The sequence below is a fragment of the Micromonospora sp. BS32 genome (assembly GCF_059089345.1).
The window spans coordinates 210,757-226,258 of sequence record NZ_JBSSHR010000007.1; the positions used below are offsets into that span (position 1 = coordinate 210,757).

The 15,502-nt window shown below is 72.1% G+C and carries 17 protein-coding genes and 1 tRNA gene; 12 read left to right on the plus strand and 6 right to left on the minus strand.

Annotated features, from left to right (window positions below):
- Positions 1-12: 12 nt before the first annotated feature.
- Both AC5RWQ_RS13935 and AC5RWQ_RS13940 read left to right on the plus strand, forming a co-directional pair.
- Positions 13-696: an HAD family hydrolase gene (locus tag AC5RWQ_RS13935; RefSeq protein ID WP_494283139.1), complete on the plus strand. Its 684-nt coding sequence runs from the start codon at positions 13-15 to the stop codon at positions 694-696.
- 96 nt (positions 697-792) lie between these two features.
- Positions 793-2,469, plus strand: coding sequence for a S8 family serine peptidase (locus tag AC5RWQ_RS13940; protein ID WP_494283140.1), 1,677 nt, complete (start codon positions 793-795; stop codon positions 2,467-2,469).
- 139 nt (positions 2,470-2,608) lie between these two features.
- On the opposite strand, the gene AC5RWQ_RS13945 is transcribed toward AC5RWQ_RS13940, so the two are convergent.
- Complete coding sequence (locus AC5RWQ_RS13945; protein WP_494283141.1) at positions 2,609-3,277, minus strand: IclR family transcriptional regulator; 669 nt, start codon at positions 3,275-3,277, stop codon at positions 2,609-2,611.
- Positions 3,278-3,340: 63 nt separating this feature from the next.
- Between AC5RWQ_RS13945 and cysS the strand changes: the two genes are divergently transcribed.
- Both cysS and rlmB read left to right on the plus strand, forming a co-directional pair.
- On the plus strand, positions 3,341-4,756 hold the full coding sequence (cysS, locus tag AC5RWQ_RS13950; RefSeq protein ID WP_494283142.1) for a cysteine--tRNA ligase: 1,416 nt from the start codon (positions 3,341-3,343) through the stop codon (positions 4,754-4,756).
- Positions 4,756-5,886, plus strand: a complete 1,131-nt coding sequence (gene rlmB, locus AC5RWQ_RS13955) for a 23S rRNA (guanosine(2251)-2'-O)-methyltransferase RlmB (protein WP_494283143.1) — start codon at positions 4,756-4,758, stop codon at positions 5,884-5,886. Before cysS ends, rlmB begins: the two co-directional genes overlap by 1 nt.
- A 63-nt stretch (positions 5,887-5,949) precedes the next feature.
- Here the strand turns inward: rlmB and AC5RWQ_RS13960 are convergent, their stop codons facing one another.
- Positions 5,950-7,041, minus strand: coding sequence for an ABC transporter ATP-binding protein (locus AC5RWQ_RS13960; protein WP_494283144.1), 1,092 nt, complete (start codon positions 7,039-7,041; stop codon positions 5,950-5,952).
- Between the two features lie 368 nt (positions 7,042-7,409).
- On the opposite strand from AC5RWQ_RS13960, the gene AC5RWQ_RS13965 reads away from it, so the two are divergent.
- Positions 7,410-7,486 (plus strand) — tRNA-Thr (locus tag AC5RWQ_RS13965).
- A 70-nt stretch (positions 7,487-7,556) separates the two neighbouring features.
- On the opposite strand, the gene AC5RWQ_RS13970 is transcribed toward AC5RWQ_RS13965, so the two are convergent.
- Positions 7,557-8,012 (minus strand): hypothetical protein, encoded by a 456-nt coding sequence (locus tag AC5RWQ_RS13970; protein ID WP_494283145.1) that lies wholly within the window; start codon positions 8,010-8,012, stop codon positions 7,557-7,559.
- 33 nt (positions 8,013-8,045) lie between these two features.
- Positions 8,046-8,426: a CPCC family cysteine-rich protein gene (locus AC5RWQ_RS13975; protein WP_494283146.1), complete on the minus strand. Its 381-nt coding sequence runs from the start codon at positions 8,424-8,426 to the stop codon at positions 8,046-8,048.
- 224 nt (positions 8,427-8,650) lie between these two features.
- Between AC5RWQ_RS13975 and AC5RWQ_RS13980 the strand changes: the two genes are divergently transcribed.
- The 7 genes from AC5RWQ_RS13980 (at position 8,651) to AC5RWQ_RS14010 (ending at position 12,918) form a co-directional block, all read left to right on the plus strand.
- Positions 8,651-9,679, plus strand: coding sequence for a hypothetical protein (locus AC5RWQ_RS13980; protein WP_494283147.1), 1,029 nt, complete (start codon positions 8,651-8,653; stop codon positions 9,677-9,679).
- A 77-nt stretch (positions 9,680-9,756) separates the two neighbouring features.
- A complete protein-coding gene (locus AC5RWQ_RS13985; protein ID WP_494283148.1) occupies positions 9,757-10,128 on the plus strand; it encodes a hypothetical protein in 372 nt (123 codons plus the stop codon).
- A gap of 82 nt (positions 10,129-10,210) precedes the next feature.
- Positions 10,211-10,771 carry a hypothetical protein gene (locus AC5RWQ_RS13990; RefSeq protein WP_494283149.1) on the plus strand — a complete coding sequence of 187 codons (561 nt, stop codon included), beginning with the start codon at positions 10,211-10,213 and terminating at the stop codon, positions 10,769-10,771.
- A 122-nt stretch (positions 10,772-10,893) separates the two neighbouring features.
- Positions 10,894-11,298 (plus strand): helix-turn-helix domain-containing protein, encoded by a 405-nt coding sequence (locus tag AC5RWQ_RS13995; protein WP_334483895.1) that lies wholly within the window; start codon positions 10,894-10,896, stop codon positions 11,296-11,298.
- Positions 11,299-11,333: 35 nt separating this feature from the next.
- Positions 11,334-11,753 carry a VOC family protein gene (locus AC5RWQ_RS14000; RefSeq protein ID WP_334483892.1) on the plus strand — a complete coding sequence of 140 codons (420 nt, stop codon included), beginning with the start codon at positions 11,334-11,336 and terminating at the stop codon, positions 11,751-11,753.
- A 93-nt stretch (positions 11,754-11,846) separates the two neighbouring features.
- Positions 11,847-12,461 carry a histidine phosphatase family protein gene (locus AC5RWQ_RS14005; protein ID WP_494283150.1) on the plus strand — a complete coding sequence of 205 codons (615 nt, stop codon included), beginning with the start codon at positions 11,847-11,849 and terminating at the stop codon, positions 12,459-12,461.
- 31 nt (positions 12,462-12,492) lie between these two features.
- Complete coding sequence (locus AC5RWQ_RS14010) at positions 12,493-12,918, plus strand: ASCH domain-containing protein (RefSeq protein ID WP_494283151.1); 426 nt, start codon at positions 12,493-12,495, stop codon at positions 12,916-12,918.
- Positions 12,919-13,202: 284 nt separating this feature from the next.
- Here AC5RWQ_RS14010 and AC5RWQ_RS14015 read toward each other — a convergent pair whose 3' ends face one another.
- Together AC5RWQ_RS14015 and AC5RWQ_RS14020 are read right to left on the minus strand one after the other, a co-directional pair.
- On the minus strand, positions 13,203-13,805 hold the full coding sequence (locus AC5RWQ_RS14015; protein ID WP_494283152.1) for a TetR-like C-terminal domain-containing protein: 603 nt from the start codon (positions 13,803-13,805) through the stop codon (positions 13,203-13,205).
- Entirely contained in the window at positions 13,802-15,409 is a 1,608-nt protein-coding gene (locus tag AC5RWQ_RS14020) for a succinic semialdehyde dehydrogenase (RefSeq protein WP_494283153.1), read from the minus strand. Before AC5RWQ_RS14020 ends, AC5RWQ_RS14015 begins: the two co-directional genes overlap by 4 nt.
- Positions 15,410-15,502: the final 93 nt, after the last annotated feature.

The window sequence follows — 15,502 nt, forward strand, 5'->3', positions numbered from 1 at the left end:
AGGCTGACCGCCATGCCGACCGCCGTCGTGTTCGACGCCGACGAGACCCTGCTGGACCTGCGCCCGGCGGTCACCGGTGCGCTGGTCGCCGTACTTGAGGAGATGTGGCGGCTGACCCCGCTGTCGGCCGGCCTCTCCCTCGCGGACCTGGAGTCCGACTGGCACGCGGTGTTCGGTGAGCAGAGCGCCGCACCGGTGCAGGAGATCCGGCGGACCGCGCTGGCCCGGTCGCTGGCCCGGGCCGGCCTCGACGACCACCTGGACGAGCTCGCCGCGCTCTTCTTCGCGCGTCGGTTCGCGCTGACCAGACCGTTTCCGGACGCGCTGCCGGCGCTCGCCGCGCTACGCCGGCGTCACCTGCTCGGCTTCGCCACCAACGGCAACAGTCGCGCGGAACGCTGCGGGCTCGCCGGCGAGTTCGCCTTCGAGCTGTATGCGCACGAGAACGGCCTGCTGAAGAAGCCGGCACCCGAGTTCTACGCGGCGGTGGTGGCCGCGGTCGGCGTGTCGCCCGCGCGGATCGTCTACGTGGGGGACTCGCCGGAACACGATGTGGTGGCGGCGCAGCGGGCCGGCTTACGGGCGGTTTGGCTCAACCGGGGTGGACTGCCCCGTCCGGCCGGTCTCTCGCCGGACGCCGAGGTGTCCACCCTGGCCGAACTGCCCGACGCGCTGAGCTGGATGGATCCGACATAAGCCGAATCGATGTCCATTCCGAACAGTTGTCTGGCGTAAACCAGCTCGGTGTTATGTGATGTCTGCCACGTCCCTCAACGGAGAGGATCTGATGTGGTGAGCAAACGCTTCACCGTCGGCGGGGTCGCGACAGCGGCCGCGCTGGCACTCACGGTGACCGCTCTGGTCGCCCCGGCGAACGCCGGAACCACCAGCACCCGGACCTTCACCGTGGTGGCAAAGGACGGCGTCTCCGCCAGCACGGCGATCGCCGCGATCAAGGCCGCGGGCGGAACGGTGGTCTCCCGCACGGACAGCGTCGGCATGTACCGCGTGGTCAGCAACCGTGCCGACTTCACCAGCAGGATCGCCAGCAGCGGTTCCCTCGTCGGCGCGGCCCAGCGAAAGGCTGTCGGCTACGCGCCCAGGGCCGAGCTGGACAAGGTCGAGCGGGAAAACTTGGCGAGCGCGGCGAAGACCAAGGGCAGCATCGAGCTGGCGAAGGGTCCGACCGGCCTCGACCCGCTCGATGACAAGCTGTGGGGCCTGTCGATGATCCACGCCGACCGGGCGCGTGCCGTCGAGGACGGCAGCTCCGCCGTCACCGTCGGCATCCTCGACACCGGCCTCGACGCCAGCAACCCCGACCTGGCCGCCAACTTCAGCTGGTCGCTGTCGAAGAACTTCGCCCCGGACATGACCGACATCGACGGCGCGTGCGAGGTCGCGAGCTGTCTCGACCCGGTCGGCACGGACGACGGCGGACACGGCTCGCACGTCGCCGGCACCGTCGGCGCGGCCGCCAACGGCTTCGGAGTCTCCGGCGTCGCGCCGGGCGTCACCCTGGTCGAGCTCAAGGGTGGCCAGGACTCCGGATACTTCTTCCTCGACCCGGTGGTCAACGCGCTGGTCCACGCCGGCGACAACGGCCTGGACGTGGTCAACATGTCGTTCTATGTCGACCCGTGGCTCTACAACTGCACCGGCAACCCGACCGACTCGCCGGAAGCGCAGGCGGAGCAGCGGGCCATCATCACGGCGATGAAGCGGGCCCTCGACTACGCCCACGAGCACGGCGTCACGCTCGTCGGCGCCCTCGGCAACAACCACGAGGACCTCGGCAAGCCCCGCGTCGACACCAGCAGCCCGGACTACGGCCCCGCGCCGTACCACCGGCCGATCGACAACGACACCTGCCTCGACCTGCCAGTGGAGGGCCCGCACGTGATCGGCGTCTCCTCGGTCGGCCCGTCGGGCCGTAAGGCCGACTACTCCAACTACGGCATTGAGCAGATCTCGGTCGCCGCGCCGGGCGGATGGTTCCGCGACGGTTACGGGACCGACGCCTACCGCACCGACGCCAACATGATCCTCTCCAGCTACCCGAAGAAGGTGCTGCAGGAGGAGGGCGCGGTCGACAAGAACGGCAACATCGTGCCGGACGCACAGAGCTTCGTCTTCAAGCAGTGCACCGCCACCGGCACCTGCGGCTACTACACCTACCTGCAGGGCACCTCGATGGCGGCACCGCACGCCTCCGGCGTGGCCTCGCTGATCGTCAGCCGGTTCGGCGGCGCGACACAGGCCGGCTTCGGCCTCGCGCCGGACGCGGTGGAGCGCCAGCTCTACGCCACCGCCGCGGAGCACGCCTGCCCGCAGCCGCGGATGCAGACCTACCAGCGCGAGGGACGCAGTGGCCTGTTCAACGCCTACTGCGAAGGCAACGAGGAGTTCAACGGCTTCTACGGCTACGGGATCGTCGACGCGTACGCCGCGGTGACCACCCCCATGTGACGGCCGGGGAGGGGGCCCGGGCGACCGACTGTCGCCCGGGCCCTCTTCGTGGCAGCCTTCCGGCCGGTGGTGCAGCTGGCGCCGGTCATGTCGGCGCGAGCCAGCCGGCGGCGACGAGTTGGTCCGACGCGGCCGATTGTCAGGAGAGGGCGGCGGCGATCGCCTCGGCGGCGGCCCTCACCTGGGCGCCCACCGCCGCCACGTCCAGCGGGGCCAGCGCCACCACCCCGACGCTCGCCTCCAGCCCCGGCACGCCGAGCACCGGTGCGGCCACCCCGTACGCCCCGGACTGGAGTTCCCCGCTGGTGCTCACCGGGCCGGCGGCGCCCGCCCGGCCGGCCAGGATGGCCCGCCCGGCCGCCCCGAGCTCCAACGGGTGCCGGGCGCCCGTCCGGTACGCCACGTGGAACGACGTCCAGCTCGGCTCGACCACCGCCAGAGCCACCCCCTCGCCGCCCTCGACGACGGTCAGGTGGGCGGTCGCGCCGGCCTGCTCGGCGAGGCGGCGCAGCGCCGGCAGCGCTCCCTCGGCCAGCAGCGGCTGGGCGCGCCGGGCCAGGTGCAGCACCCCCGCGCCCAGACGCAGCCGGCCGTCGCCGTCGCGGCGCAGCATCCCGTGCCCGGTCAGCGCGCCGACCAGCCGGTAGACGGCGGCCCGGCCGATGCCGAGCCGGTGCGCCGCCTCGGTGACCGTCAGGCCGGCGGGCGCGTCGGCGACCAGGTGCAGCAGGCGCAGCCCCCGATCCAGGGTCTGCGCCGTCTCCCCGGGACGGGCCGCCGCCCCGCCGGGCCCCGCCGTCGTCTCCACAGCACGCAGCGTACGACCCGGCTCCGGAAGACCCCGGAAAGCCTGGACGGCTACCCTTGTACGGTGACGCTACGCCTGTATGACACCGCCACCCGATCGGTGCGGGACTTCGTCCCGCGGGAAGCCGGCAAGGTGGGGGTCTACCTGTGTGGTCTCACCCTGCAGGCACCCCCGCACATCGGCCACCTTCGCTCGGGCGTCAACTACGACGTGCTGCGCCGCTGGCTGCTCGCCGCCGGCTACGAGGTCACCTTCATCCGCAACCTGACCGACATCGACGACAAGATCCTGGTCAGGGCGATGGAGCAGGGGCGGCCGTTCTGGTCGATCGCCTACGCCAACGAGCAGATCCTCGCCGAGTCGTACCGGGCGCTGAACGTGCTGCCACCGACGTACGAGCCGCGGGCCACCGGACACATCCCGGAGATGCATCAGCTGATCGCCCGGCTGATCGAGACCGGTCACGCCTACCCGGCCACCGACGGCTCCGGCGACGTCTACTTCGACGTGGCCTCCTGGCCGGCGTACGGGTCGCTGTCCGGCCAGTCGCCCGACGAGATGCAGTCCGCCGGCGACGCCCCGGAGCGGGGCAAGCGGGACCCGCGTGACTTCGCGCTCTGGAAGGGCGCCAAGCCCGACGAGCCGACCGACGCCTACTGGCCGTCGCCCTGGGGCCGCGGCCGCCCCGGCTGGCACATCGAGTGCTCGGCGATGTGCTGGCGCTACCTGGGCGCCGAGTTCGACATCCACGGTGGCGGGCTGGACCTGACGTTCCCGCACCACGAGAACGAGATCGCCCAGTCCCAGGCCGCCGACCTGCCGTTCGCCCGCTACTGGGTGCACCACGGCCTGCTCAGCATCGGCGGCGCCAAGATGGGCAAATCGCTCGGCAACGCCCTCGACCTCGACTACGTGGCCTCGCTCGGGGTGCGTCCGGTCGAGCTGCGTTACTACTACGCCGCCGCGCACTACCGCTCCCGGATCGACTACTCCGAGGACGCGCTGCGCGAGGCGGCGGTGGCCTACCGGCGGATCGAGGGCTTCGTGCAGCGGGCCGCCGAGCGGGTCGGCGGCGGCCAGCCCGGCGAGCTGCCGGCCGGCTTCGTCGCCGCGATGGACGACGACCTGAACACCTCGGCCGCCCTCGCGGTGCTGCACGAGGTGATCCGGGACGGCAACACCGCGCTGACCGCCGGCGACGATGTGACCGTCCGCACGACTCTGGCCGCCGCCCGGGGGATGCTGGATATCCTCGGCGTCGACCCCCTGGACCCGGCCTGGACCGGCGGCGAACGCGCCGGCGACCTGCGCGGTGTGGTGGACTCCCTGATCGCGCTGGCCCTGGAGCAGCGCGCCCAGGCCCGCAGCCGCAAGGACTGGGCCGCCGCGGACGCCGTACGCGACCAGCTCAAGCAGGCCGGCGTGGTGGTCGAGGACACCGCCCAGGGCCCCCGTTGGACTATTGGAGAGCAGGACTGATGGCCGGCAACTCGCAGCGCCGTGGCCGGCGACTGTCCCCGAAGCAGGGCGCCCCGAAGGGCTCCGGCGGCAAGAACAAGGACTCCCTCGCCGGTCGGGGCAAGACTCTGCCCGCCGACGAGCGGCCCTGGCACAAGGCGTACTCGGGCACCGAGAAGCTGCCCCAGCGCACCGCGTGGAAGCAGGACAAGGAGCGCCGCGCGGCGGCCGAGGAGGGGCGCGTTCCCAAGATCGGCCAGCCCGGTGCCAAGGACACCACCTGGGGCAAGGGCGGCGGACGGGGCGTACCGGCCAGCCGGGGTGCCGCGTCCAGCCGGGGCGGTAAGCCCACCGGCCGTACCGGCCCCCGGGTCGCGCCGGGCCGCAAGTCCAACCCGTCCAAGGACGGCCCGGAGCTGCTGGTCGGGCGCAACCCGGTGCTGGAGGCGCTGCGCGCCGCGGTGCCGGCGACCGCGCTCTATGTCGCGCAGGGCATCGACATGGACGACCGGGTCAACGAGATCCTCCGGACCGCCGCCGACCGGGGCATCGCCAACCTGGAGATCAGCCGGGCCGAGCTGGACCGGATGACCGGCGGTGTGCTGCACCAGGGCGTCGGCCTCCAGGTGCCGCCCTTCGCGTACGAGCCGTTCGACGACCTGATGGCCGCCGCGCTGGAGCAGGCCGCCCCGCTGCTGGTGGCGCTGGACGGGGTCACCGACCCGCGCAACCTCGGCGCGGTGATCCGGTCCGCCGCCGCATTCGGCGCGCAGGGTGTCTTCGTACCCGAGCGGCGGGCTGCCGGGATCACCGCGACCGCCTGGCGGACCAGCGCCGGCGCGGCCGCGCGGGTCCCCGTCGCCCAGGTCACCAACCTGACCCGCTCGCTCAAGGCCTGCCAGGACGCCGGCTTCATGGTGGTCGGCCTGGACGCCGACGGCGACACCGACCTGTACGACCTGGAGGCCGCCGTCGGCCCGCTGGTCGTGGTGGTGGGCTCCGAAGGGCGTGGGCTGTCCCGGCTGGTCGGGCAGACCTGCGACCTGACCGTCAGCATCCCGATGATCTCCGAGATCGAGTCGCTCAACGCCAGCGTGGCCGCCGCCGTCACCCTGGCCGAGGTGGCCCGGCGCCGCGCCGCCGAGGCCTGATCGACGACAGGCACACGGAAAGGGGGCGGTCCGCCGAAGCGGACCGCCCCCTTTTTCCGTACGTCAGATCCGCTTGCCGCTGGCGGCGTTGAAGATGTGGCTCTGGCCGGCGCGCGGCTTGACGAACACGGTGTCACCCATGTTCGGCATGGTGCGCCGGTCGGTGCGGACCACGAACCGCTCGTCGTGGCCCTCCAGCGCGGCGTGGCCGTAGACGTTGGCGTCCGAGCCGAGGTCCTCGACCAGCTCGACGATGACCGGCATGCCGCCCTCGGTCGGGCTGACCAGGTCGCAGTCCTCCGGACGGAAGCCGACGGTCACCTTGCCGTCGCCGCCCTCGGCGCGGGCCGCCTCGACCTGCTCGCGGGTCAGCGGGATGTGCATCTCCGCGAACGCCGCGCCCTGCTCGTTCAGCGGCACGGTCTTGATGTTCATGGCGGGGGAGCCCATGAAGCCCGCGACGAAGACGTTGGCCGGGGTGTCGTAGAGCGCCCGCGGGGTGTCCACCTGCTGGAGGACGCCGTCGAGCATGACCGCCACCCGGTGGCCCATGGTCATGGCCTCGACCTGGTCGTGGGTGACGTAGACCGTGGTGATGCCGAGCTTGGCCTGCAGCGACGCGATCTGGGTACGGGTCTGCACGCGCAGCTTGGCGTCGAGGTTCGACAGCGGCTCGTCCATGAGGAAGACCTGCGGCTCGCGGACGATCGCCCGGCCCATCGCGACCCGCTGGCGCTGGCCACCGGAGAGCGCCTTCGGCTTACGGTTGAGGTAATCCTCCAACTGGAGCAGGGCGGCGGCCTCCTTGACCCGGCGGTCGATCTCGTCCTTGGAGGTCTTGCGCAGCTTCAGCGCGAACGCCATGTTCTCGTACACCGACATGTGCGGGTAGAGGGCGTAGTTCTGGAAGACCATCGCGATGTCGCGGGCCTTCGGCGGGAGGTGGGTGACGTCCCGGTCGTCGATGTAGATCGCGCCGTCGTCGACGTCCTCCAGGCCGGCGAGCATCCGCAGGCTGGTGGACTTGCCGCAGCCCGACGGGCCGACGAGGACGAGGAACTCGCCGTCGCCGATCTGCAGGTCGAGCTGGTTGACGGCGGGGCGTTCGGTGCCCGGGTAGATCCGGGACGCCTTCGCGTAGGTGACCGTAGCCATGGTGAAGCGCTTCCTTTCACCGGCAGGAACGTGCCGGACGATCCGAGTGAAGGAGCCACCGGCGCCGAGTCGGCGCCGGTTCACGGGCGACGCACCGGGGGGCGGCCGGAGCCGATCGGGGTGTCTTCCGTGTCACTGCACGGTAAACGGGTTTCGCACCCCTGCCAAGACGAGGGACAGCGGATGGGACGCCCGGCATACACATAACGGTCAGTCGGGCACGGCGAGGCATCAAATACCACGCCGTACGGTCGCCCGCAGGACCGATCCGTCGGCGGACCGGTCGGGAAACTGACGTTTCCCGTGCCCGGGACCCGTGCCGAGCGGGAAAACCGGACGCCGGTCGCTATGCTGACGTCGATACACGCGCCCCTGTAGCTCAGCTGGCCAGAGCACTCGCCTTGTAAGCGAGATGTCGCCGGTTCGATCCCGGCCGGGGGCTCCAAGTCCATCAGGCAGCTCCGGGACCGCAAGATCCCGGAACGGACCGACCAGCGACAACGACGGCGCGCCGATCAGACGCAAACCCAGCAGTACAGGCGTTCATGACGTGCTTTCGCTGCGCGCGCCAAGGCCGCCAGCTCGATCAGGATCTCGGCCAGGTCGGAGGGCTCTCCCTGCCCCCAGAACTCCTCGCTCTGCGACCAGGGCACCGCAACCTCACGTAGCTGGCTCTTCGAGGCGCCCGCCAGCGCCGCCTGGACTTCGTCCGTCAGCGAGACGACAAGTAGCTCGCCGTCATGACGAACAGCGAGGGCGCGGCCCCACCTCGGATTCTCGGTCACGGACTCGTAGTCGACGCCCGTCAGTAACCCCTCCAGCTTCCCGAGCTGCACAAAGGGCTCTATCCCCTTCAGCTCGACAACATCCGAGCCGCGGTCTGAAGCGGCCCGCGGACCGCCGAGGACATCGATCACCGCAGCCGCAGCGTCATCGGACGCGGCCGGGAAGTAGTCGCACAGAAGCCCCACGGCGCGATCATGCCAGCAGCGCGTGGGATGTGGTTACCGTCTGCGCCAAGCGCCGGCGTCGCGGTAGCGCCACCAGTACAGGACGGTCAGGTCGTCCGGCCACGGTGCGAGTTGGCAGAGGGGCGGTTCGAAGGTGTCGCGGCCAAGGTCGATGGGGCGCCAGTGCGGTTCGAGGTCATGGTTGTTCGGGTCGGCGAGCTCAACCCCCAGCGGCAATTCGGTGCTGGCGCCGGTATGTGCGAAGTTTCGCTGGCCCTCGATGAGTGAGACCTTGTTGGCGCCGCTGGCGAGCTGTGGCCAACGGAGTTGGAGGATGTCGTCCTCCCACCAGCAGACCGGGCAGATGTCGTAACTGCCCGGCGCTCCTCTCATCGTCCGGTAGCCGCAGCACGGACAGGGGAGTACGAATTCCACACCGCATACCGTCCACCCCCGACTGCGGTGGTGTCTCGTGATTTCGTCGCGAGCCTGGTTGCGCCAGGAGGCTGGCCGGCACCGGATCGAGCGGTCACAGACCGTTGCCAGGGGCATCTGCGCTGTAGCCACTGGTGGGTCCGCAGGGGCTCCAAGTTGCGCTTCCACGTACCCAGGACCCACCGCCGCCGGCCCATGCTGGTTGACCTGCACCGACTGGCCGGGTGCCCGGGCGTACCATCGCGCCATTTGCAGAACTTGACCTATGGCAATTGATTGTCCGCGTCGGTGGGGTGGGGCACGATCCTGGTTACCACACGGAGGGGGCAGCGATGAGGCTGCGTATGGGGATCGTCGTTCTGCTGTCCGCACTGGTCGGTGTGCTGGTTGGGGCCGCCCCCGCCCAGGCGGAAGACCTGTCGGTGACGATCACGTCGCCGGCCAACGGGAGCACCGGACCCAGCGACATCAGCGTCACTGGTACCTCCAACGCCGACCCGAGCGCCTACCGCCTCGTCCTGGTCGTCAACGGCGAGGACCGCTACGGCACCCTACGCGCCGACGGCACCTGGGAGATGGTGTACCAGCAGTTCGACTACGGCTGGAACACCTTGTGCGCGCAGATCCGCAACCTCGACCTCAACGTCACCTACGCCAGCTACTGCTCGGCCTACCAGGTGCTGCCGCCGCCCCTCGAGTTGTACATCACCGGGCCCAACGACGGGGCCATCGTCGACCCGACCGTGAAGATCACCGGCTACGTCAACTACGAGTCCACCATCAAGGTGTACGTCGACGGCAGTGGGCCGACCTTGCTGAGCGGCGTTTCGGGTTCCTTCGTCTACGACGGCGGCTACATCGCTGACGGGACGTACACGACGGTCTTCGAGGCCACGGACAGCTACGGCAGGACGGCGACGGCCAGCGTCACGTTCACCGTCGACGGCACGGCGCCGCCGACGCCCGTCGTCACCTCGCCGTCGCCGAAGAAGGTCATCACGACGAAGTCGTTCACGATCAGCGGTACCGGCGAGCCGTCGACCGAGGTGTGGATCCAGCCCGAGTCGGGCCAGGCGGCCACCGAGTCCATCGGGGCGGACGGGACGTGGACCCATACCTTCGGTACCTACGACCTGGAGTCCTACTACACCGGGCGGCGCACGCCCTTCACGTTCACCGTCGCCGGCTACGACGCGGCCGGAAACTTTTCGCCCGCGGCGTCGTACACGTACACGCTGAAGATCGCGCCGTGACCCGGCAGCAGGCTCAGCATTAGCAGGTCGACCGGGGTTGGGTCGTGTCCCCCGGATGGACCAGTTCCGATGCGTGGGTGTTCGCCTCGATCGAGGGCGGCGGCCCGCGTGACGGGTACACCCTCGCCCAGGTGATCGCGAAGGCCGACGCCATCAACCACGCCGTTCCGGCCGAGACGGAACTGGTGCGGGCAGTCGCCCGCCTCGTCGCCGCCGGGCTCGTCGGCGCCGACGCCACGGCGGACCGGTACTGGCTCACCGAGGCCGGGGCGGCGCTGCGGCGCGGGAGTACGGGACGCGGCCTATTCGGCTGGATGGAGGTGCTGCCGCCCACGTTGGCACGGCTCGGCGCGCCCGCCGAGGGCGACTGGTCGCTGCCGCCCGCCGCGTTCGACCGGGCGCTGCGCGCGTACCGGAGGCGGGCCGGGCGGGTGGGCCGGGGCGGCTGACGACCCTGTCGGGCGGGTCGTGCCGGGCAGGGGGGATCGACGGGGGACACCACTGCCACCGTGCGGCCGGCATCATGATCGGATGGAACCGATCGACGAGCGTCGGGAGCGACCCGGGAGCGACCCGGACGAGTCCCACCCTGGGCTGGCCACCCCCGCCGCCGTACGCGCCGGAGAGTGGCTCTGGGCGACGACCGGTCTCCTCTGCCTGGGCCTGGTGTTCTCCGCCGTTCTCACCGGCTACGACCTGACCCACCCGGACGTGTTCTACGCGGGGTCCCCCGACTCGATGAACGGCTCCCTCGGCTACCTGCTGGCCGAACAGGTGGGAATGGCCCAACTCGTCCTCACGCCGGTGGTCGTCATCCTGCTGCTCTTCGGGACCGCGAGGCTCAACGACGGCAGCGCCGGCTGGCGGACGATCCTCGGGCTGACGCACGGTGGTTTCCTCCTCTGCTGCGCCAACTGGTTCAGCAACCGCCCCCGCCAGGACCGCACGGGCCCTGAGCTCGGCTGGGTGCACGATGCCGCCAGCCCGGGGTGGGTCCGGTTCCTCGACCAGGTGTCGCCGTCCCTCGTCGTGGGCGCCGCGCTGCTGGGGGCGGTGCTCCTGCTCGTCGCGCAGCCGAAGCCCCCGGGGTGACACCGGCAGCAGGGTGACGGGAGGCCGGTGTCACCCGTAGCCGTGGATCGGTGCCCCCTCGGTCGGCGGGGTCTGGCCTAGGCTCGGCGGGGACGGGGGTCGGCGCGGGCCGGGAGGGTGCGATGAGTCGTGCGGTGGAAGAGTCGAACCGGGCGATGCTGCGGGCCCGGGACGCGATGGACCGGGCGTACGCCGAGCCGCTGGACATCCCGGCGTTGGCCCGGATCGCGCTCGTCTCCGAGGCGCACTTCATCCGGACGTTCCGCGCCACCTTCGGCGAGACCCCGCACCGCTACCTGCAACGCCGACGGGTGGAACGGGCCATGTCGATGCTGATCGAGAGCGACCGGGACGTCACCGACATCTGCTTCGCGGTCGGGTTCAGCAGCCTCGGCTCGTTCAGCCGGACGTTCCGCCAGATCGTCGGCGAGTCGCCGAGCGACTTCCGCAGGAGCCGGTCGGCCGCCGCCGCGCACGTGCCGAGCTGCTTCACCAAGGCCTGGACCAGGCCCAGCAGTTTTGGATAAGCAGCAGGTCACCGCAGTCCTCTAGCGTTTCAGGCATGACGATGAACGCGATCAGCCGCTCCCAGATCTACGTCCTCGACCAGGACCAGGCCCTCGACTTCTACGTCGGCAAGCTCGGCATGGAGGTCAACACGGACCAGGACCTCGGCTTCATGCGCTGGCTGACGGTCAACCTCCCGGGTGACCAGGAGCGCGAGATCCTGCTGGAGAAGCCCGGCCCGCCCGCGCTGGACCCGGCCACCGCCGAGCAGGTCCGGGAGCTGCTCACCAAGGGGGCGCTGGGCGGCTACCTCTTCATGACCACCGACGACGCCCACAAGACGTACGAGGATCTGGTCGCCAAGGGCGTGGAGATCACCGACGAGCCGACCGAGCGGCCGTACGGCATAGACTTCGGCATCCGGGACCCGTTCGGCAACCGGATCCGCATCGGCCAGATGTTCCCTCGGTCCTGAGGAGACGGTGGCCGGGGCCGGCGACGCCCGGGGCGGTGCGGGCCGGGGGGCGCGGGTTAGCATCGCGCCTCCCGACCTCACGAGGAGACGACCATGCCGACCCGCCTGCTCTACCTGGCCCGGCACGCCGAGCAGGAGAGCGCCGCCGCCGAGGCGCCCGAGGTGGGGCTCTCCGCGCGGGGCCGGCGGCAGGCGGCGCTGCTCGGCGAGCGGCTGCGGGGCGTACCGGTGCGCGCTGTCCACCACGGCCCGTTGCGCCGAGCCGCGGAGACCGCCGAGCTGGTCGCGGGGTCGCTGACCGGCATCCCGGTGTACGCGACGGAGCTGGCCGGCGACCACCTCCCGCACGACACCGATCCGGCCGGCCTGCCCCCGGCGTACGTGGACTTCCTGGCCGGGTTCCCGGCGGCCGAGCGGGTCGACGGGCCGCGACTGGCGGCGGAGGCCGTGGCGCGCTTCGCCACGGCGCCGGCCGAGGGGGACGTCCGGGAGTTGGTGATCACCCACAACTTCCTGATCGCCTGGCTGGTCCGGCACGCCCTGGACGCGCCGGAGCGGCGCTGGCTGGGGTTGAACCACCACAACGCCGGGCTGACGGTGATCCGCTACAGCTCGGCCGGCCCACCCAGCCTGATCGCCTTCAACGACGTCGCCCACCTGCCGCCGGAGCTGCGGGGGACCGGGCTGCCCCCGGATTATCGGGTGTGACCGGCGGCGTGACCCGGCTACCGTCGGCCCGGTGACGACGACACCGGACGACCTGCCGATCTGCGAGTTCGCCTTCCCGGGGCCGCTGCGTGACCAGCTGGTCGCCGCCGTGCTCTCCGGGGCGAAGACCTCGACCACCGGGCTGTTGCAGGACTACGAGCGCGACGCCGAGCCGCTGTCGGTCGTGGGCGACCGCTCGGTGGTCGTCGACTCCGCCGGTCGTCCGGTCGCCGTGATCGAGCTGACCGAGGTGCGTATCGTCCGCGTCGGCGACGTCGACCTGGACCACGCCCGGGACGAGGGCGAGGGGTACGAGTCGGTCGCCGACTGGCGGGCCGGCCACGAGGAGTTCTGGCACGGGCCCGACTACCGCGGCTGGCTCGGCGACCCGGCGTTCACCGTGGACGACGACACGGTAGCCGTGGCCCTACGGTTCCGCCTGGTCACGGCACTCTGATCCCGGCCGCCCGGATGTCGGCCGCCCGAGCGGCAGCGCGGCGACGTCCCAGCGGCGCGGGCGCTGGTAGGCCGGTTGCTTCGCTACCAACTTGATGACGTGGATGCACCACGGCCCGCGGGCGAGGCCGGCACTCGACGGCTCGGCGGTGATTCGCCGACGTCATCAAGTTGGTAGGTGGGAGGTGAGGCCTCCGGTCGCGGCCGGACCGCCGGAATGGAGACGCCGATGAGGACAGGCCGGGGCCAACGGCGACGCCGGCCGGGCGGGAACGGCGGGACCGGTCAGGCCGGGCCGGTTGAGGGGGCCAGGGGCAGGCCGGCGAGGAGGGTGTCGACCAGCGCGTCGGTCTCGGACGTCGACAGTGGACGCCGGGTCACCACGGCCCGCAGCCACACCGGGCCGAGCAGCAGGTCTGCCAGGAGCAGGTCGTCCACCGGGCCGGTCAGCTCACCCCGGGCGCGGGCCCGGGCGGTCACCTCGGCCACGTGCGCGCAGTGCTGGCCGAGCAGCTCGTCGGCGAGTCGGGCCAGCTCGCCGTCCGCGCCGGTGTGCGCCAGCACGTCGGCGGCGAGCCGTCCGGGCCCGTCGCCGAGGAAGGCCGCCTTCGACCGGACCAGCGCAACCAGGTCCGCGCGCAGCGAGCCGGTGTCCGGCACCGGCAGGTCGCGGGCGATGGCGTGCCGGAAGGTCGCCGCCACCAGCGACGGCTTCGACGGCCACCAGCGGTAGAGGGTGGTCTTGTTGACCCCCGAGCGGCGGGCCACCCCCTCGATGGTCAGGCCGGCGTACCCCTCGCTTTCCAGCAGGTCCAGCACGGCGGCGTGGATGGCCGCGGCGCCGCGCGGGCCGCGGCCGCCGTTGGCCGCGGAGCCGGGGGCGGTCATCGGCCGGTGCGGCGCAGCAGGCGCAGCGCCGCGGTCATCCGGCGGGTCCAGGCCGCGGTCTCCGCGCCCGACCGGTGGTACGCCGGCGCGAGGTCCAGCCCACGCTGCCGGGCCACGGTCTTGACCCGGGTGAACCGGAGCAGCCCGTCGGCGCCGTGCCGGCCGCCCAGCCCGGAGTCCTTCCAGCCGCCCATCGGGGCGTCGATGCTGCCCCAGACGGCGGAGTAGCCGTCGTTGACGTTCACGCTGCCCGCGTCGACCCGGGCGGCCACCGCCTCGCCGCGCGCGCCGGAGCCGCTGAACACGCTCGCGTTGAGCCCGTAGGCGGTGTCGTTGGCCAGCGCGACCGCCTCGTCGTCGGTGTCGAAGCGGTACACCGCGACGACCGGGCCGAAGGTCTCGTCCGCGTACATGGTCATGCCGGGGGTGACGCCGGTGAGCACGGCGGGCTCGAAGACGTACGGGCCGATGTCGGGGCGGTGCCGGCCGCCGGTGTGCAGGGTGGCGCCCTTGGCGACGGCGTCGGCGACGTGCGCGGTGACCGTGTCGAGCTGCCGTGCGGAGGCGAGCGAGCCGAGGTCGGCGTCGAAGTCGCCGCCGACCCCGAGTCGCAGGGTCGCGGTGCGGGCCACGAAGCGGCGCAGGAACTCGTCGTGCAGCCGGTCGGCGACGTGCACCCGCTCGACCGAGACGCAGAGCTGGCCGGCACTGGCGAAGCAGGCCCGGATCGCCCCCTCCACCGCCCGGTCCAGGTCGGCGTCGTCGAGCACCAGCAGCGGGTTCTTGCCGCCCAGCTCCAGCGAGGCGGGGACCAGCCGGCGGGCCGCCTGGGCGGCGACCTCCCGGCCGACCCGGGTGGAACCGGTGAAGCAGACCAGATCGGCGCGCCCGGTGACCAGCGGGCCGACGTCGGCGCCCTCCCCGGCGACGACCTGCCAGAGCGCTGGGGGCAGCCCGGCCGTGACGGCCAGGTCGCGCAGCCAGAGCGCGCTGAGCATGGTGGCCGGGTCGGGCCGGTGCACCACCGCGTTGCCCGCCATCAGGGCCGGCAGCACCTCGGCGCCGGCGAGCGAGAGCGGGTAGTTCCACGGCGAGACGACGCCGACCACGCCGACCGGGGAGCGCAGCTCGACGGTGCGGGTGAGCACCGGCAGGGCGCCGGCCCGGCGTCGGGGGCGGAGCAGCCGCGCGGTGGCCCGGGCGTAGTAGCGCGCGGTGATGGCCACGTCGAGGACCTCCTCGACGGCGTGCCGGCGGGCCTTGCCCGACTCCAGCTGGATCAGGTCCAGCCCCTCGGCCTGCCGGTCGAGGACGAGGTCGTGCAGCCGGAGCAGCACGGCGGCCCGACGGGCGACCGGTAGGGCCGCCCAGGCCCGCTGGGCGTCGGTCGCGTCGGCGAAGGCGCCCGCCACATCGGCCGGGCCGCTCGACGGTACGTCCACCGTGGGCGCCCCGGTCAGCGGGGAGAGTGCGGTGAACGCGGGACCGCTGCCCCGCACCTGGCCCACCAGCTCCCCGGTCCGGTCGGGCACCACCGGCGGCACCCCGCTGGTGGCCGGGTTGCTCGGGGCGGCGGTCTGCGAGGCGAACGCGGCGGCGGTCATGTCCCGCACGCTACCGCAACGCAACGTCGCGTTGCAAAGTGCCGTGGGCCCCTGGAACGCGTCGAGGGGCCGCCCGGGCGGGACGACCCCTCG